The following is a 16,353-nucleotide window of genomic DNA, read 5'->3' as shown; positions in this document are numbered from 1 at the left end:
TTTTTGCGCTGGGGGGGGGCTGATACCCCTTCCGGGTCCCGGGCTGACCTGACCGTCGTCGGTGCTCCCCGCCCCCAGCGGCCCGCGAGCACGCACGACGCACGGGTAGTGAAGGCATCATCCAACGGTCGCGGCCGCCGAAGCCGTGCGGTCAGCGGCGGTCCCGATCCTCCGTCAACTCGATCCGCTCCTTGCGGACCTCCCCGCTGACCGTCTCCTCATCGGTGACGGTCTCCTTGCCCAGCCGCACCCGTTCGACCGGCACGGTCTCGGTCCGGACGACCGGCCGTTCGGCGTGCAGCGTCACCTCGGGTCCGCCTCCGGAGCCGGAGGGGCTGCCCGCCGGCCGGTCAGGGTCGTCGCCGCCGGCCGGCACCTGCTCCAGCCGCACCTCCTCGCGGGCGACCGGAACGGTCACCTGCTTCTCCTCGGTGACGACGTACTTGCGGAGGCGGGCGCGGCCGGTCTGCTCGGTGCGGGTGCCGGCCACGAGCCGCTCCTCCGAGCGAGTCATCGCGTCGCCGGTTCCGCTGAGGTCCCTGTCCTCGTCGTCCCGATCACTGTCGCGGCCACGGCGCTCGAAGGCGCCGGTCCTCGTTTCGTCGCGCCCGTCGCTTGGACCGCTGTCGCGGTCACCGCGCTCGGAGGCGTCCGTCCTTCCGCCGCGCCCGGCCGTGGAGCCGAGCCCGTAGTACTCGTACAGGACCTCCTCCTCGGCCGGAGTCAGCTCGCCGTCTTCGTCGATGCGCGGCGCGTTCTTCACCTTGTCCTTGCCGAACGGCACCTCGAGGCGGTCGCCGGTCAGGGTCGCGTTGCGCAGCGGGACGAACGATTCCTTGCGGCCGAACAGTCCGGTGCGTACCGCCACCCACGCGGGCCGGCCGGTGTCGTTGTCCAGGTAGACCTGACCGGCCGAGCCGATCTTCTCGCCGTCGGGTCCGAAAACGTCGGTGCCGGCGATACCGCGGATCGCGTCCTTGGTGATCATGGGGCCTTCTTTCCGGGGGACTTGCGGTCTAGCGGGCGCGGTATGTCAGTACCCGAAGCCGGCCCGGTCCACCTTGCGGTGATACCGCATCCCGGCCATCCCGCCGAGCACGGCGCCGGCAAGCGCGGCGATCAGCGCGATGACCACCGCGACGACGCTGCCCGTGGTGACGTCGTCGCCGCCGATCGGCAGGCGGGGGAAGCCGCCGACGCGGTCGAGCAGGTCGTACTTGTCGCCGAGGACCGCGCCGGCCACGGCCACGGCGGCCGCGATGACGACGGCCCACACCCAGACGGCGATGCCTTGCTTGACGCCGCCGAACCGGGCCATCCGGCCGGCGACGTAGCCGCCGCAGAAGTAGGCGACCAGGATGACGGCCAGCAGGGCGAGCCCGCCGGCCACGCCGATCGTGGTCGTGTCGGTGGCGTCGGCGCCGGTGGCCACCCCGACCGTGGCCCCCGCCGCCAGCAGAACGGCGGTGAGGATGACCGCGGTGCCGGTGGCGGTCAGCCAGCCGAAGAACGCCGAACCCCATCTGATGCCGCCGAAGCGCTCCTTTTCGCGGGCCACGACGGTGTGCCGCTCGTTGGAGGCGGCGGTCGCACCGTGCCGTTGCGACGGGGGCTCGGCCGGCCGGGCCCCGGGCGCGTTGTCGCGGGCTGGTGAGCTCATGACTACTCCGATCGTGACGAGCCGGTCAGCCGGCTCAGGAAGCCCTTCTTGACCTCACTGGCCCGCTGCTGCTCCCCCGCGAGCGAGCTGACCACGATCAGCGCGCCGGTCAGCACCGGGACGACCCACTGCAGCGTGGCGAGCTGCCGCTGCGCCTTGGCGACGTCCTCCGGGGTGCTGGCGGCGGGTTCGGTGGCGGCCAGGGCCGGAACCGAGTTCTGCTGGGCCACCTTGCGCCCGAGCAACCGGCTGTACCCGGTCACCGCGAGCGCCGCCGCCGTCAGGCCGGCCTTGGCCAGCGCCGTCGACCCGGCGCCACGCTGCGCGACCAGCCGGGACTGGTTGCCGACGAGCTGCCCGACGCTGCCGGCCAGGTGCGCGCCGATCGCGGCCGCGTTGATCGGGGCCCACCTGTTCCATCCGGTGTTGGCCACACGGCCGGTGCCGTTCGCCGTATCCGCCTCGGCCGACGCGGGGTTGAGGGAGACGGCGTTGGCCAGGGTGCCACCGAACCAGGCGGCGAGGCCGACATCGTGCAGGGAACGGGACAGGGTGTCTTGCGCCACGGGGGTCCTCCATCGTTGAGTTGCTGACCAGGCCCGGCTACCCCGCCACCGCGGACCTACACGACGAGGCCCCCTTCTGCGGGAAAAACCGGCGGCCGGGTTGCGCCGTCATGCGCGCACCCTGATCCGGTGCGGGGTGAGACCGAAGCTCGTGACCACGGTTGCCGCGACGACGGCGGCGACCGGCAGCAGCAGGGCCAGGCGCAGGGAATCCAGGCTGAGGCCGCGGCTGAGCGTGACCGCGGTGACGGCCGAGATGCCGAGCGCCGTACCGAACTGGATCGAGGTGTAGAGCAGGCCACCCGCGAGGCCGTGCTCGCGCTCGTCGACGCCCTCGGTCGCGGCCATCGTGAGCGGCCCGTAGGCCAGCGCGAAGGCCAGGCCGAGCAGCAGCAGGCCGGGCAGCATCGCCGCGTACGTCCAGTCGCCGGTGACCGGCAGGAACAGCGCGTACGCGGCGACGCCGCAGAGCAGGCCGCCGAACAGGACCCGTACGGGATCGAAGCGGTTGACCAGCCACGTCGTCAAGGTCGGGGCCAGCACCGTGTCGACGCCCACCACCAGCATGGCCAGGCCGGTCTGCATGGGGCTCCAGCCGCGCAGCTCCTGCAGATAGAGCGTGACGACGAACTGGAAGCCGGCGAACGCGAACAGGAACAGCAGGGCGGTGACGTTGACCCGCACCAGCCGGGCCGAGCGCAGAATCCCCAGCCGTACGAGCGGATGCGCGGCCCGGCGTTCGATCGCGACGAAAACAGCGAGCAACACCAGCCCGGTCAGTGCCGGCCACACGGCGAGGGCCACCACGGCGTACGCGAGAAGGAGCATGGACGCGGTGACCATGACCGCCCCGCCCACATCGAAGGACCGGGCCGGGGGCCGCGCCGCCGAATCGTCGCGGACCAGGAACATCGCGGTGGTCAGGATGATCGCGGCCAGCAGCACGGGCGCGAAGAAGACCCAGCGCCACCCGATCGTGACCAGCGCCCCACCGGCGACCAGGCCGAGCGAGAACCCGCCGGCCGCGGTGCCCGCATAGACGCCGAGGGCGCGGTTGCGCTGCGGGCCCTCCGGGAAGTTGGTGGTGATCAGGGCCAGCCCGGCCGGTGTCATGAAGGCCGCGGCCACGCCGGTCACGAACCGGGCCACCAGCAGTTGCCAGCCCTCGGTGGCCAGCCCGCCGAGCCCGGAGAAGACCAGGAAGACGGCCAGCCAGAGCAGGAACATCCGCCGCCGGCCGAGCAGATCGGCCGCGCGCCCGCCGAGGAGCATGAAGCCTCCGTAGCCGAGCACATAGGCGCTGACCACGCCGCTGAGCGTGCTGGTGGACAGGCCGAGGTCGGCCCGGATCGCCGGCAGGGCCACGTTGAGCATGGCCACGTCGATGCCTTCCAGGAAGATCGCTCCGCAGAGGACGAACAACACGCTCCAGGCGCGCAGGTCCATGACAGTTACTCCCCGGGTGGTCGGTTACTTCTTGTCACCGACCACACCACCAGGCACCATCGAGTCGTGGAAGACCGAACTTCGCAGTCCCTCGGTAACTGCTGTGATACCGACGATCCGTACGACGCGCGCCAGTGGGACACCCGCGAGGACTGCGAGGTGCGGCAGATCCTCGACCGCATCGCCGACAAGTGGTCGCTGCTGGTGATCGCCCTGCTGGAACGGCGGACGATGCGCTTCACCGAGCTGCGCCGCGAGGTCGACGGCATCAGCCAGCGCATGCTCGCCCGTACGCTGCGGCATCTGGAACGCGACGGCCTGGTGAGCCGGACCGTCCATGCGACGGTTCCGCCGCGGGTCGACTACGCGCTGACCGAGATGGGCGCCACCCTGCACCTGACCATCCAGACGCTGGTGACCTGGACCGAGGACCACCAGTCGAGAATCGGCGCGGCGCGGAACGCGTACGACCGGCGGGTGGCGGCCGAGCAGGAGCAGGCGGAGCACGAGGCGGCCGAGCGGACCGCCGTGGCGCGGCGGGTCAACGCGGGCCTCCGGCCCTGAACGCGCATTTCCCGTCCCGGCAGTCGGAACGCTGACACCATTCTGACTTTCTGCAACCACGCGATGACTGTCAGCATTGTCGATATGCGTACGCCTCGCCGCCGTCCCGGGTCACGGGGACATCCTGGAGCCGATCCGACATCCTCGCCACGGTCAGCGTGGTGCTGAGCGTCGCCGCGCTCGCCATCACGGCCGGGCTGGGCCTGCGCAGCAACGGCATCGCCAACCGGGCCGCCGACATAGCGGAGGCCGCGCAGACGCTGCGCCCGGACCTGACCGTCACCAAGGTGCGCACCGGCCTGGCCACCGGTCTCAAGGGTGTGGAGAACGGGGATCAGCTCGTCGTTCCGCCCAATGTCGTCATCGGCGCCGACGCCGACTCGGAAACCGGTCCCGAGCAGGTGTCCGGCCTGCGGGGTGCGCAGATCGAGGCCCTGCTCGCCAACGCCGGGCAACGCGCCTCGGTGATCGACGTTGCCGAGGCCGAGGTCACCTTCGCGCAGTCCCTCACCGACTGTGCCGCCGGCGGGGGTGGCGCCATCGTCGCGACCGACTACGACATCGCCCTGCCGATCCTGCCGCACGAGATGCCGATCAAGGCTTCGACGGAATCGATGGCCTACGAGGTCGGCGGCGGCAGTTCGGGCCGGGTGACTTTGACCGTCGGCCGGGCGTGGACGGGGGCGAGGAGGCGCCGCTCGTGTTCCGGGCCCGGGTCACGCTCCTGCACGACGGCGGCGAGCGGCTCACCCTCGGCACGTTCGCGCTCGTTGATCCCGGGATCAACGGTTACGTGCGGCTCACCGCAAACGGCTGGGAGATCGGCACCCCGGGCGGCGGGAAGCCCGAGGATTGCCTCCGCACCGGCGCGACCATGGTCCGGCAGATCATCAGCGAGCCGGGCATCGTGGCGACCGGCGAGCTGAAGAGCCTCGAGGCGGCGCTGAGCAGCTACTGAGGGTCCAGCCGGGCGATGCCGCCGAACTCGTCGACCTCGGCGCTGTCGCTGTCGAGGTGGCCGGGACGCCACTGGGCGCAGGACACGACGCCCGGCGGGAGGAGCGTCCAGCCGGTGAAGAAGCGCTCGATCTCGGACGGCGAGCGCAAGGTGATGGCCGGCTTGCCGAACTTGTTCCAGTGGCCCACGGCCTCGTCGCTGGCCGCACCGAAGACGGCGTTGGTGGCGTGGTTGATCACCAGGTGGCTGCCGGGGGCCAGGGCGGCCTTGAGGCGGTCGACGATCTCGTACGCCGCGGCGGTGTCGGCCACATGGTGCAGCACACCCATCAGGATCAGGCCGACCGGGCGGCTCAGGTCGAGGGTGCGGGCGGCCTCGCGCAGGATCGTCGCCGGATCTTCCAGCGCGGCCTCGACGTAATCGGTGGCGCCCTCGGGCGCGCTGGTCAGCAGCGCGCGGGCGTGCACGAGAACCAGCGGGTCGTTGTCGACGTAGGTGATGCGCGACGACGGCGCCACCCGCTGGGCCACCTCGTGGGTGTTGTCGGCGGTCGGCAGCCCGGTGCCGATGTCGAGGAACTGCCGGATGCCCAGCTCACCGGCGAGATGCGTGACGGAGCGGCCGAGGAACGCCCGATCGGCGCGGGCCTGCTCGACGATGCTGGGCAGCATCGCCCGGACCCGCTCACCCACCTCACGATCGACCGCGAAGTTGTCCTTGCCGCCCAGCCAGTAGTTCCAGACCCGGGCCGAGTGCGGCACCTTGGTGTCGAGCTTGGCCAGCAACTCGTCCGTCATGCGCCCACCCTAGTCCTCTGAGGACCGTCACCGGGGCCCGCCGCGGCCCGTGATCAGAAGCCTCGCGATCCCTGACGGCATCCTCAGCGGCCCCGGCGTGTGGCTGCGCAGCTGCTCCCCCTCGATGTAGATCCCATCTACGTAGATGGGATCTACATCGCCGGCGATCGGGGCGAGCCGGTCAACTCCGGAACCGCTCGCGCGATCAATCCGGGTGTTCGGTCCTGAGCTGCAGGAGCGCCGACGCGACGAGGGCGACGGAACGGTCGTCGTCGGCGGCCAGGCGTTGCAGCAGGGGCTCGCCTCCGGGTATCTCGACGAGCGCCTGAGCCAGCCGGATGCGCACCGCGGTGTCCGCGTTCAGCTTGCCGGCCAGCGCCTCGACGATCCGGTCGGTGGCGCCGTACTCGCGGGCCAGGACGCCCAGCACCTCGGCCGCATAGACGTCCTTCACGCCCTCGGCCACCATGGTCACCAGCACCGGCACGGCGGCGGTCACGCCGCGGGCTCCCAGGGCCAGAGCGGCGTTTCCCCGTACGGTGGGATCGTCGTCACCGAGGGCGTCGGCGAGCACGGCGGTCGCCTCGTCGCCGGTCATGCCCGCGATCGCCGCCACCGCGCGCCGGCGCACCTCGACGTCGGCCGACGTGATGCCGGCGGCCACGCTCGCCAGCCCATCGTCGCCGGCTCGCGCGAGCGCCCAGCGCAGGGCGCCCGCGACGTTCGGGTCGGCCTCGGCCAGCACCGCCCCGGCCAGCAGCTCGACGGGCACCGGGACGTCCTCGGCCGGGGCGAGCACGGCCTGCTGGCGGCGGCCGGCGTCGGGCGAGCCGAGCCCGTGCATGAGCTCGACGATGCGCAGCACGTCGGGCCAGCCCCCGGGGCGGGTCGCGTCGACCGCCCGCAGCCGCTGCAGCAGTTCCTGTTCGCGTTCGAGCCGCTCCTCGGTCCAGCGGATCAGATCGCCGACCAGGGCGGCCGGGGTGAACGCGGGATCCTCCAGCGCCTGGGCGATCTGCCGCAGTGACAGGCCGAGCGACCGCAGGCTCTCCACGTGGAAGATCCGGCGGATGTCGGCGTCGGAATACTCGCGGTAGTTGCCGACCGTGCGGCCGGTCGGGCGGACCAGCCCGAGCCGGTCGTAGTGCCGGAGCATCCGCGTGCTCACCCCGGAGCGGCGGGCGACGTCACCGATCAGCACGGTCGAGGCTCCCGGCCCTCTCCGGTCCGAGGGCGACGATGCGCTTGGCCTCCTCGATCGCGGAGTCGAAGCCGGCCTCGGGGTCGCGCAGCAGCGTCTCGGTGGCGTGGGCGTGCGCCCGCGCCTCGGGGTCGTCCTGGGCCAGCGCCGCCCGCAGGGCCGGCTCGGCCACCTCGCCCAGCGCGACCAGGGCCCGGCTGAGGCTCAGCCTCGTGTTCCGGTCGCCCCGGCCCAGTTGTGCCGCCAGCTCCACCGCCAGCCCCTCCTGTTCGCCCTCGGGCACGAGCGCCACCGCGGTCCGCCAGGCGGTCCGGGCGACCTCGTCGTCGGCGTCGCGCAGCAGCGACCGGGTGACCGCGGGCCAGGCGCCCCGGTCGCCGACCTTGGACAGCGTATGCAACGCCTGGCTGCGGGCCTGCGGGATCCCGGAACGGAGCTCGGTCACCAGCCGGGGCACGGTGAGCTCGGCCGGGAACCGGGTGAGCGCCCAGGTGAGCATGTCGCGGACGAAGAAGTCGGGCTCCACGGCGCACCGGGCCACCAGGGTGTCGAGCAGCGCGGGGTCGGCCCGGGTGCCGGCCGCGAGAGCCGCCTGCAACCGTACCGACGAATCCCGGGCGCTCAGCGCGTTGATCAAGGTCATGGGGACCACCTCCGGCACCCCAGTGAAGACCTTGTCACGATGTCAAGGTCAAGCCCCCGGTCAATCGTGGGGGTGGGCGCCGATCTCGGTCTCGCTGACCCGGGCCGGCTCGAGCACGCGGTGCAGGAATTCCCGGGTGCGCTCCTCGCGGGGCCGGCCGAACAACTCGGCCGGTGGGCCCTGCTCGACGATCACGCCCGCGTCCATGAAGACGACCCGGGAGGCGACCTCGCGCGCGAACGCCATCTCGTGCGTGACCACCAGCATGGTCATGCCCTCGGCGGCCAGGCGCCGCATGACCGCGAGCACCTCGCCGACCAGTTCCGGGTCGAGCGCGCTGGTCGGCTCGTCGAACAGCATCAGCTGCGGGTCCATGGCCAGGGCGCGGGCGATGGCGACGCGTTGCTGCTGGCCGCCGGACAGCTGGGCCGGATAGGCGTCGGCCTTGTCGGCCAGCCCGACCCGGTCGAGGTTTTCCGACGCGACCCGGTGAGCTTCGGCGCGGCTGCGCTTGAGCACCCGGCGCTGGGCGATCGTGACGTTCTCGCGGACGGTGAGATGCCCGAACAGGTTGAACTGCTGGAAGACCATGCCGATGCCGCGCCGGACGGCGTCGATGTCGGTGTCCGGGTCGGTGACCTCGACGCCGGCCACCCGGATCGTGCCGGAGGTCGGCTCCTCGAGGAGGTTGACGCAGCGCAGCAGGGTCGACTTGCCGGAGCCGGACGGGCCGATGACGCAGACGACCTGGCCCGGATCGACGGACAGGTCGATGCCGCGCAGCACCTCCAGCCGGCCGAACGACTTGTGCAGACCCTCGATCTGGATCGTGGACATGCCGGTCACCTCTCCCTCGCCGCCCGGCGTTCCAGCCCCCGTACGACCTGGGACAGCGGAAGCGTGATCACCAGGTAGAGCAGTCCGGCCACCACCAGGGGCGTCGGGTTGACCCGCGTGTTGAGCGTGTCGCCGGCGAACTTCGTCAGCTCGATGGTCGTCGAGGTCACGCCGAGGACGTACACGAGGGAAGTGTCTTTGGTCAGCAGGATGATCTCGTTGGTCAGGGGCGGGATCACGATGCGGAACGCCTGCGGCAGCACGATCGAGACCATCGCCCGCGGGTGCGACATCCCGAGCGTACGGGCGGCCTCGAGCTGGCCCTTGGGGACGGCCTGGATGCCGGCGCGGATCGTCTCGGCCATGTACGCGGCCGCGGTCAGGCCCAGGCCGACGGTGACCGAGCCGTAGACGCCGCCGGGGATCTCGCGGTCGGGGAAGGCCAGCGGGACGCCATAGCCGACCATGAACAGCACGAGCAGGGCGGGCAGCCCGCGGAACAGTTCGATGTAGGCGGTGGCGAACCAGCGGTAGGGCAGGATCGTCGACAGCCGCATCAGCGCGAGGACGAGCCCCAGCGTCAGACCGAAGGCGAAGGCCAGCAGCGTGTACACGATGGTGTTGCGCAGCGCGATCGTGATCGCCTCGGGGAACATGCTGCCGGCGACGTCGGAGCGGAAGAACGCGTCGGACAGCCGCCCCCAGTCGGCGGCGGCCACCGCACCCACGATGATCAGGGCGAAGACGACGTAGCCGGCGACGCGGACGATCCGCCGCCGGCGACGAGGGGTCAGTTTCATGGTTTACGCGGCCGGCTTCTCGCCGATCCATTCCGCGTAGATCTTGTCGTACGTGCCGTCGGCGCGCGCGGCCGAGATGGCGTCGTTCACGGCCTTGAGCAGCTCGGCGTTGCCCTTCTTGACGGCGAAACCGTACTGCTCGCCGGTGTCGAACCCGGCCGCGACGACGACCTTGCCCGGGTTGGCCTTGATGTACTCGTTCCACACCGGCAGGTCGTTGACCGCGGCCACCACCTGGTTGGTGGCCAGGGCCTGCTGCAGCGCGGCGAGATCCTTGTAGGAGACGACCTCGATGTCGAGGCTCTTCTCCTTGACCTGGGTCTTGATGTAGTCCTCGCCGGTGGTGCCGCCCTGCACGCCGAGACGCTTGCCGGCCAGCTCCTCGAGGGTCTTGATCTCTTTGCCGGTCGGGGTGGCCAGCGCCTGGGTGGCGTCGAAGTAGGGGTCGGAGAAGTCCAGCACCTTCTTGCGCTCGTCGGTGATCGTCATGCCGGCCGCGGCCACGTCACACTTGCCGGAGTTGAGGTCGGCGCCCGACTTGATGCCCTCGAACGGGGTGTCGACGATCGCCTGGCTGACGCCGAGCTTGGTGGCGACCAGGTCGATGAGCGCGACGTCGAAGCCGACGACCTTGCCGCTCGGGTCCTTGGACTGGAAGGGGGCATACGGAAGGTGGGTGCAGGTGGTCAGGGTGCCGGACTTGACCAGCGCCACGCCGCCCTCGGTGGTGCCGCCGGTGTCGTCCTTGGCGCAGCCGGCGATCGCACCGATCGTCACCAGGGCGACGGCCGCCAGACGGGCCTGTCGTGCCATGTTCATGTGTCTCTCCCTGATGTCCGCGTGGATCACGACATGCTAATCCATCCCGTTCTATCGCTATAGCCACCCGTACCTATAGGTGATCAAGGCGACGGCTCGGGGCACCCCTGCCGGGTTAAGGGTTGCCGGGCCGATCACCGGGCTCACACGATTCATCCATGACGGATCGTTGGCGCTCGCGCCTGATGACGTACGGCGCCGTGGGCGCGACGCTGGCGCTGACGGCGGCCGGGGTCGGCGTGGCCCGGGCCGCGACCACCCTGCCGCCGGTGCAGTTCGTGGCGGCCAGCCCGCAGGTTCTGGCCGAGCGGCTGCACTATCAGGGCCGGACCTACTTCAACTTCGACCTCGGCCTGCACGTGATCGCCGGCTCGAACCCCCTCGAGATCCGGGCACGCCGGTCCGGTTACGACCAGCCGATCGTGGCCGAGCGGATCGTGGGCAGGAAGCGGGTCACGTTGCCGGCCGGCCTGGTCACCGACTTCACCGGCCTCAAGGACTTCGTCTCGATCAGCATCGCCGACCGGGCCGGGGCGGTGGTCACCCAGTACACGACCTCGTTCTGCGGCAACACCTGGTCGGCGCGAACCCGGCCGGACGCCCCGGCCACCACCCCCTACCCGACCAGTTGCGGCGGCTACAACCCGTTCACGCTGGGCGCGGTCTGGGGTGTGCAGGCGGGCTGGGACGCGATCGTCACCGACAAGCCGACGCCCGCCGACGGGTCCACGTTCGACCTGCCCAACGGCGAGTACGTCGCCACCGCCACGGTGAACCCGGCGTATCGAGAGCTGCTCGGCATCCCGCCGGAGCAGGCCGCCGCCACGGTCGAGGTGACCGTGGTCGACACCGAGGTGGATCCGGCCGGACTGGCCCGGGCCGAAGCGAAGGCCGCCGCCGCGGACAAGCCCGACGAGCACTCGGTCCACACCGCCGAGGGCGACGCCAAGCGGCAGGTCTCGGCCTTTGTGCCGGAACTGCGGGCGCCGGCCAAGCGGCCCGTGCCGTTGAAGGCCGCCCCGTCCGGCGGCCCGCGCCCCGACCTGCGTTCGCTTCCGGCCTGGGACATCGCGCTGTCCGAGGAGGACGGCAAGTCGTACGTCAACTTCGGTGCGACCGTCTGGAACGCCGGGACGTCCCCGCTGCTGGTCGACGGCTTCCGGCGTACGGGAACCGATCTGATGGACGCCTTTCAGTACTTCTTCGACGCCCAGGGCGATCAGGTGGGCAGCCGGCCGGCGGGGACGATGGAGTGGGATCCACGTACGGGGCACCGGCACTGGCACTTCACCGACTTCGCGCAGTACAACTTGCTCGACTCCACCCAGAAGCTGGCCGTGCGCAGTGGCAAGGAGGCGTTCTGCCTGGCCAACACCGATGCGATCGATTACACGGTCCCGAATGCCAAGTGGCGGCCGGAGAACACCGATCTGTCCACCTCGTGCGGCGCCAACACCGTGGTCGCCGTACGCGAAGTGCTCGACATCGGTAACGGCGACACCTACAGCCAGTTCCGGCCGGGCCAGTCGTTCGAGGTCACCGACCTGCCCAACGGGACGTACTACATTCAGGTGCTGGCCAATCCCGACAAGAGGCTGGCCGAATTGAACACCACCAACAACTCCGCGCTGCGGCAGATCATCCTCGGGGGAACCCCGGGCGCCCGCACCCTGACCGTCCCGCCGGTTTACGGCATCACGGGCTGAGCGCATCTGACTTTCGGCTGATTTTCCGGTCGTTCCCGCTTCGGCCGAAGGTGGGGATTTCTCACGGGTTCGTGCCATCGCTCAGAAAACTCACAGGATCCATACATCTCGCTCCTTAGATGTGTCGGCAGTGGCCGCTCCCCCGGCGGCCGCCCGACCGGAAGGACCCCATGACGGATCCGCTGAAGAAGCGACGCCGCCGCTCCCGCCTGATGACGTACGGCGCCGTCGCCTCGGCCCTGGCGCTCACCGCGGCCGGGGTGGGCGTGGCCCAAGCCGCGGCCACCCCGCCTGCGCTGTCGTTCGTCGCCGCCACCGGGCAGGTGACCGCCGAACGCTACGACTACGAGGGCGACATCTACTTCTCGTTCGACCTCGGACTGCACGTGATCGCCGGCAAGGACCCGCTGGAGATCACGGCCCGCCGCACCGGCTACGACAAGCCGATCGTGGCCGAGCGGACCGTGGTGCAGAACGGCAAGAAGAAGAAGGTGGCCCTGCCGGCCGGCCTGGTCACGGACTTCACCGGCCTCAAGGACTTCACCACGATCAGCATCGCCGACCAGGCGGGCAAGGTCGTCACCGAGTACAAGACGCCGTTCTGCGGCAACACGTGGTCGTCGGCGCGGACCCGGCCCGACGCTCCCGCGACGAATCCGTACCCGACCAGCTGCGGCGGCGACAACCCGTTCACGCTGGGCGCGGTCTGGGGCGTCCAGGCGGGCTGGGACGCGTCGGTCCTCGACCAGCCGGACCTCGGCCGGGAGAAGCAGTTCGACCTGCCGGTGGGTGAGTACACCGCCACCGCGACCGTGAACCCCACCTACCGCGAGCTGCTCGGCATTCCCAAGGACCAGGGCACCGTCAAGGTCGGCGTCACCGTGGTGAACGCCGAGGTCGAGGACAGGGCCGGTCTGGCCCGGGTCCAGGCGGCCGACGCGCGCGCCGAGGGCCCGGTCGAGAAGACCGACGAGCACTCGGTCCACACCGCCGAGGGCGACGCCAAGCGCCAGGTCTCCTCGTACGTGCCCGAGCTGCGTGCCCCGGCCAAGCGGCCCACACCGCTCAAGGCGGCCCCGTCCGGCGGCCCCCGCCCCGACCTGCGTTCGCTGCCGGCCTGGGAGATCGCGCTGTCCGAGGAGGACGGCAAGTCGTACGTCAACTTCGGCGCCACCGTCTGGAACGCGGGCACCTCGCCGCTGCTGGTCGACGGCTTCCGGCGTACGGGAACCGAACTGATGGACGCCTACCAGTACTACTTCGACGCCAAGGGCAACCAGGTCGGCAGCCGCCCGGCCGGCACCATGGAATGGGACGCCCGCGAAGGCCACAAGCACTGGCACTTCACCGACTTCGCTCAGTACAACCTGCTCGACTCCAGCCAGAAGCTGGCCGTGCGCAGCGGCAAGGAAGCGTTCTGCCTGGCCAACACCGACGCCGTCGACTTCACCATCCCGAACGCCAAGTGGCGGCCGGAGAACACCGACCTGTCCACCTCGTGCGGCGCCAACACCGTGGTCGCCGTACGCGAAGTGCTCGACATCGGTAACGGCGACACCTACAGCCAGTACCGCCCGGGCCAGTCGTTCGAGATCACCGACCTGCCCAATGGCACCTACTACATCCAGGTGCTGGCCAACCCCGAGAAGAAGCTGGCCGAGCTCGACACCACCAACAACTCGGCTCTGCGCCAGATCATCCTCGGCGGCACGCCCGACGCCCGCACCCTGACCGTCCCGCCGGTCCACGGCATCAAGGGCTGACGAACTCCGAAGGGGCGCCCCGGTTCGCGGCCGGGGCGCTCATTCGGCCGTCAACGCCTCCGCCACCGTGGCGTACAGCGGGAACAACCGTTCCAGGTTGGTCACCTGCAGCACCGTCAGCACCGTCGCGCCGGCACCGGCCAGACGCACCGATCCGTCCCGGGCCAGCACGCTCTTGCGCAGGTCGAGCAGCGTGCTCAACCCGGCGGAGTCACAGAAAGTCACCGCGGCCAGATCGAGCACGAGCCGGTCGTGCCCCTGCTCGATCGCCTTGCCGCCGGCCTCCGCCAGCACGAAGACGCTGTCGCGGTCGATCTCTCCGGCGACGGTGAGCACGACGATCGACCCGGAAACCTCCCGGGCGGTAACCGTGAGTCCGGCATCAGTCATGACGGGTTCCCTTCCTCGGCACCCGGCACAGTAGCCATTGCCGCGGCGGCCGACCACTCGACCAGCATCAGAGTCGCGTCGTCGGCCGGGGGCCCGGCCTGGTGCGCCATCACGGCGTGGGCCAGCAGGCGCAGCGTCTCGGGCGCCGGCCGCCCGGCTCCGGCGTGCTCCTCGGTCAGCTCGGCCAGGCGTGCCGTCCCGAACCGGTCGCCGTCGCCGGTGCGGGCCTCGGTGACCCCGTCGGTGTACAGCAGCAGCCGATCGCCCGGCTCCAGGGCGACTTCTCCCAGCTCACCGGCCGCCTCGTCCAGGCCCAGCGGCAGCCGGCGGCCCGCGCTCAGCTCGCCGGCCACCCGGCCGGCCCGGAGCACCAGCGGCGCCGGGTGCCCGGCATTGAGGTAGCGCAGCCGGCCCGTGCCGAGATCGAGCTCGGCCAGGACGGCCGTGGCGAACCGGCTGTCCGGGAACTGCTCGGCCAGGGCGGCGTCGGCCGCGCGGGCCTGCTCGTGCAGTCCGCACCCGGCCCGGCGCACGGCCCGGATCGCGGCCAGCGTGACCGCGCAGGCCAGACCGGCCCGCAGACCGCGCCCGGCCGCGTCCAGCACGACCAGGTGCATCACGTCGCCGTCGAGCGCGTAGTCGAAGGCGTCCCCGCCGACCTCGTAACAGGGCTGCAGGATCGCACTGATCACCACTCGCGGCTCGGCCGCGGTCAGCGGTGGCAGCAGGGGCCAGAGCAGCTCGGCCGCCGTCGACATGGGCCGCGAGCGCCGCAGCTGCTCGATGTGACTGCCGCGCCGCGTGATGGTGGAGACGAGATGCCCGACCAGCCCGGCGATCATCTCGCAGTGCTCCCGGAACCCGGGATCGCCGACGCCGGTGCCCTCCAGTTCCAGCACGCCCAGGCGGTCGGTGCCGTTGACGATCGGAACCCACCACCGGTCATCGGCGCGAAGCATCTCGACCTGGACGAACGCGCGGCCCGCGGGCGAGGCGTCCATCGGCAGGGGATCCGGGGCCGGCCGATCCGCCCGGGGCGTCGGACGCAGGACGAGCTGCTCGTAGTCGACCAGCCAGATCGTGGCCCGCAGACCCAGGCGGGTCAGTGCGGCGTCGACTCCGGCACCGAGATCGCGCGGCTGCCACAGGTGCGCACCACCCAGCACCTCCCGCAGCGCCGCGAACCACCCCAGCTCAGCCGATTGATCCATAAGCTCAGCCTAGGCCCGCCCGCTCAGGGTTGCCCCTTTGATCGGGGCTCAGCGCACCTGCTTGGCGCTGAACTGCATGCGCGGGGTGGCGTAGAACTCCTGGGCCTGCACCAGCTGGAGCTCGCGCTGACCGGACCGATAGGTGGTCTCGATCAGGTCGAAGACGCTGGACGCCGTACGCTCCAGGGCCACCGACGCGTCCCCGGTGGCCACGTAATGGGCGGTGAACAGGGCCGCCGTGACGTCGCCGGACCCGTTCGCCTTGAACGGCAGGTGCGGGGTGGTCACGAGCCAGGCGCCGGCGTTGGCCACGGCCAGCATCTCGATCGTGCCCTCCGGGCGATCCGGGCGTTCCACGCTCGTGACCAGCACGGTCGACGGCCCCATGGCCCGGGCGAGGTCGGCCGACTCGAGGGTCGACTCGATGCTCGCCGGCTCGGTGCCGGTCAGGAACCCCAGCTCGAACTGGTTGGGCGTGATGATGTCGGCCACCGGCACCACCCTGTCCCGCAGCAGCTCGGGGATCTCGGGGGCCACGAAGCACCCGGACCGGGCGTTGCCCATGACCGGATCGCACGCGTAGACCGCCGCCGGGTTCGCGGCCTTGACCCGGCGTACGGCGTCGATGATGACATCGCCGATGCCCACGCCGCCCTGATAGCCGGAGAGCACCGCGTCGATCTGCGGGAAGACGCCGCGCTCCTCCACCCCGAGGAGAACGTCGGCCACGTCAGCCGGCGGGATGAGCGGCCCCCGCCAGGCGCCGTAGCCCGTGTGGTTGGAGAAGTTGACCGTGAGAACCGGGACGACCTCGACACCGATGCGCTGCAGCGGGAACACGGCGGCCGAGTTGCCGACGTGGCCGTGCGCGACCGCCGACTGGATGGACAAAACCTTCATGAGCCCAGCTTAGGGCCTGTTCTGCCGATCATGAGGGGCTGCGGCGTTGCCGGACTGCATGGCCCTAACGATCCTCTTCTGTGGACCGATCC

General features: G+C 71.0%; 17 protein-coding genes. 4 read left to right on the top strand and 13 right to left on the bottom strand.

The window, feature by feature from the left end; translation table 11 throughout:
* Positions 1–151: 151 nt before the first annotated feature.
* The 4 genes from ACZ3I4_RS42755 to ACZ3I4_RS42740 form a co-directional block, all read right to left on the bottom strand.
* Positions 152–988: a PRC and DUF2382 domain-containing protein gene (locus tag ACZ3I4_RS42755; RefSeq protein WP_465387866.1), complete on the bottom strand. Its 837-nt coding sequence runs from the start codon at positions 986–988 to the stop codon at positions 152–154.
* Positions 989–1,033: 45 nt separating this feature from the next.
* Positions 1,034–1,660, bottom strand: a complete 627-nt coding sequence (locus ACZ3I4_RS42750; protein ID WP_465387865.1) for a hypothetical protein — start codon at positions 1,658–1,660, stop codon at positions 1,034–1,036.
* Positions 1,661–1,662: 2 nt separating this feature from the next.
* Positions 1,663–2,226 carry a hypothetical protein gene (locus tag ACZ3I4_RS42745; protein ID WP_465387864.1) on the bottom strand — a complete coding sequence of 188 codons (564 nt, stop codon included), beginning with the start codon at positions 2,224–2,226 and terminating at the stop codon, positions 1,663–1,665.
* Positions 2,227–2,334: 108 nt separating this feature from the next.
* Entirely contained in the window at positions 2,335–3,672 is a 1,338-nt protein-coding gene (locus ACZ3I4_RS42740) for an MFS transporter (protein ID WP_465387863.1), read from the bottom strand.
* Between the two features lie 159 nt (positions 3,673–3,831).
* On the opposite strand from ACZ3I4_RS42740, the gene ACZ3I4_RS42735 reads away from it, so the two are divergent.
* Both ACZ3I4_RS42735 and ACZ3I4_RS42730 read left to right on the top strand, forming a co-directional pair.
* Positions 3,832–4,236, top strand: coding sequence for a winged helix-turn-helix transcriptional regulator (locus ACZ3I4_RS42735; protein ID WP_465387873.1), 405 nt, complete (start codon positions 3,832–3,834; stop codon positions 4,234–4,236).
* Positions 4,237–4,397: 161 nt separating this feature from the next.
* On the top strand, positions 4,398–5,162 hold the full coding sequence (locus ACZ3I4_RS42730) for a hypothetical protein (protein ID WP_465387862.1): 765 nt from the start codon (positions 4,398–4,400) through the stop codon (positions 5,160–5,162).
* Between the two features lie 25 nt (positions 5,163–5,187).
* Here the strand turns inward: ACZ3I4_RS42730 and ACZ3I4_RS42725 are convergent, their stop codons facing one another.
* The 6 genes from ACZ3I4_RS42725 to ACZ3I4_RS42700 form a co-directional block, all read right to left on the bottom strand.
* Complete coding sequence (locus ACZ3I4_RS42725) at positions 5,188–5,991, bottom strand: SAM-dependent methyltransferase (RefSeq protein ID WP_465387861.1); 804 nt, start codon at positions 5,989–5,991, stop codon at positions 5,188–5,190.
* 205 nt (positions 5,992–6,196) lie between these two features.
* Positions 6,197–7,192, bottom strand: a complete 996-nt coding sequence (locus ACZ3I4_RS42720) for a MerR family transcriptional regulator (protein ID WP_465387860.1) — start codon at positions 7,190–7,192, stop codon at positions 6,197–6,199.
* Positions 7,179–7,835 (bottom strand): HEAT repeat domain-containing protein, encoded by a 657-nt coding sequence (locus ACZ3I4_RS42715; protein WP_465387859.1) that lies wholly within the window; start codon positions 7,833–7,835, stop codon positions 7,179–7,181. The genes ACZ3I4_RS42720 and ACZ3I4_RS42715 overlap by 14 nt, the downstream gene beginning before the upstream one ends.
* 60 nt (positions 7,836–7,895) lie before the next feature.
* Positions 7,896–8,672, bottom strand: coding sequence for an amino acid ABC transporter ATP-binding protein (locus ACZ3I4_RS42710; RefSeq protein WP_465387858.1), 777 nt, complete (start codon positions 8,670–8,672; stop codon positions 7,896–7,898).
* 5 nt (positions 8,673–8,677) lie between these two features.
* On the bottom strand, positions 8,678–9,472 hold the full coding sequence (locus ACZ3I4_RS42705; RefSeq protein WP_465387857.1) for an amino acid ABC transporter permease: 795 nt from the start codon (positions 9,470–9,472) through the stop codon (positions 8,678–8,680).
* 3 nt (positions 9,473–9,475) lie between these two features.
* On the bottom strand, positions 9,476–10,291 hold the full coding sequence (locus ACZ3I4_RS42700) for a basic amino acid ABC transporter substrate-binding protein (RefSeq protein ID WP_465387856.1): 816 nt from the start codon (positions 10,289–10,291) through the stop codon (positions 9,476–9,478).
* Between the two features lie 158 nt (positions 10,292–10,449).
* On the opposite strand from ACZ3I4_RS42700, the gene ACZ3I4_RS42695 reads away from it, so the two are divergent.
* A complete protein-coding gene (locus ACZ3I4_RS42695; protein WP_465387855.1) occupies positions 10,450–11,997 on the top strand; it encodes a lysyl oxidase family protein in 1,548 nt (515 codons plus the stop codon).
* 170 nt (positions 11,998–12,167) lie between these two features.
* Complete coding sequence (locus ACZ3I4_RS42690) at positions 12,168–13,760, top strand: lysyl oxidase family protein (RefSeq protein ID WP_465387854.1); 1,593 nt, start codon at positions 12,168–12,170, stop codon at positions 13,758–13,760.
* Positions 13,761–13,799: 39 nt separating this feature from the next.
* On the opposite strand, the gene ACZ3I4_RS42685 is transcribed toward ACZ3I4_RS42690, so the two are convergent.
* From ACZ3I4_RS42685 to pdxY, 3 genes are read right to left on the bottom strand one after another with little or no spacing between them, the layout of a single operon-like run.
* Entirely contained in the window at positions 13,800–14,150 is a 351-nt protein-coding gene (locus ACZ3I4_RS42685; protein ID WP_465387853.1) for an STAS domain-containing protein, read from the bottom strand.
* The gene (locus tag ACZ3I4_RS42680) at positions 14,147–15,361 is read right to left on the bottom strand and encodes a PP2C family protein-serine/threonine phosphatase (protein ID WP_465387852.1); all 1,215 of its coding nucleotides are present in this window, start codon (positions 15,359–15,361) and stop codon (positions 14,147–14,149) included. Before ACZ3I4_RS42680 ends, ACZ3I4_RS42685 begins: the two co-directional genes overlap by 4 nt.
* Positions 15,362–15,409: 48 nt before the next feature.
* Positions 15,410–16,261, bottom strand: coding sequence for a pyridoxal kinase PdxY (gene pdxY / locus ACZ3I4_RS42675; RefSeq protein WP_465387851.1), 852 nt, complete (start codon positions 16,259–16,261; stop codon positions 15,410–15,412).
* Between the last annotated feature and the right edge of the window lie 92 nt (positions 16,262–16,353).

It is taken from the genome of Actinoplanes sp. NPDC021490, from assembly GCF_055562135.1.
This window is presented reverse-complemented; position numbering and strand designations above follow the sequence as displayed.

Bases quoted from the DNA above. Each gene is read 5' to 3' on its own strand.
- ACZ3I4_RS42755 (WP_465387866.1), bottom strand. From the start codon at position 988: ATGATCACCAAGGACGCGATCCGCGGTATCGCCGGCACCGACGTTTTC.
- ACZ3I4_RS42750 (WP_465387865.1), bottom strand. From the start codon at position 1,660: ATGAGCTCACCAGCCCGCGACAACGCGCCCGGGGCCCGGCCGGCCGAG.
- ACZ3I4_RS42740 (WP_465387863.1), bottom strand. From the start codon at position 3,672: ATGGACCTGCGCGCCTGGAGCGTGTTGTTCGTCCTCTGCGGAGCGATC.
- ACZ3I4_RS42725 (WP_465387861.1), bottom strand. From the start codon at position 5,991: ATGACGGACGAGTTGCTGGCCAAGCTCGACACCAAGGTGCCGCACTCG.
- ACZ3I4_RS42715 (WP_465387859.1), bottom strand. From the start codon at position 7,835: ATGACCTTGATCAACGCGCTGAGCGCCCGGGATTCGTCGGTACGGTTG.
- ACZ3I4_RS42710 (WP_465387858.1), bottom strand. From the start codon at position 8,672: ATGTCCACGATCCAGATCGAGGGTCTGCACAAGTCGTTCGGCCGGCTG.
- ACZ3I4_RS42705 (WP_465387857.1), bottom strand. From the start codon at position 9,472: ATGAAACTGACCCCTCGTCGCCGGCGGCGGATCGTCCGCGTCGCCGGC.
- ACZ3I4_RS42700 (WP_465387856.1), bottom strand. From the start codon at position 10,291: ATGAACATGGCACGACAGGCCCGTCTGGCGGCCGTCGCCCTGGTGACG.
- ACZ3I4_RS42695 (WP_465387855.1), top strand. From the start codon at position 10,450: ATGACGGATCGTTGGCGCTCGCGCCTGATGACGTACGGCGCCGTGGGC.
- ACZ3I4_RS42690 (WP_465387854.1), top strand. From the start codon at position 12,168: ATGACGGATCCGCTGAAGAAGCGACGCCGCCGCTCCCGCCTGATGACG.
- ACZ3I4_RS42685 (WP_465387853.1), bottom strand. From the start codon at position 14,150: ATGACTGATGCCGGACTCACGGTTACCGCCCGGGAGGTTTCCGGGTCG.
- ACZ3I4_RS42680 (WP_465387852.1), bottom strand. From the start codon at position 15,361: ATGGATCAATCGGCTGAGCTGGGGTGGTTCGCGGCGCTGCGGGAGGTG.
- pdxY (WP_465387851.1), bottom strand. From the start codon at position 16,261: ATGAAGGTTTTGTCCATCCAGTCGGCGGTCGCGCACGGCCACGTCGGC.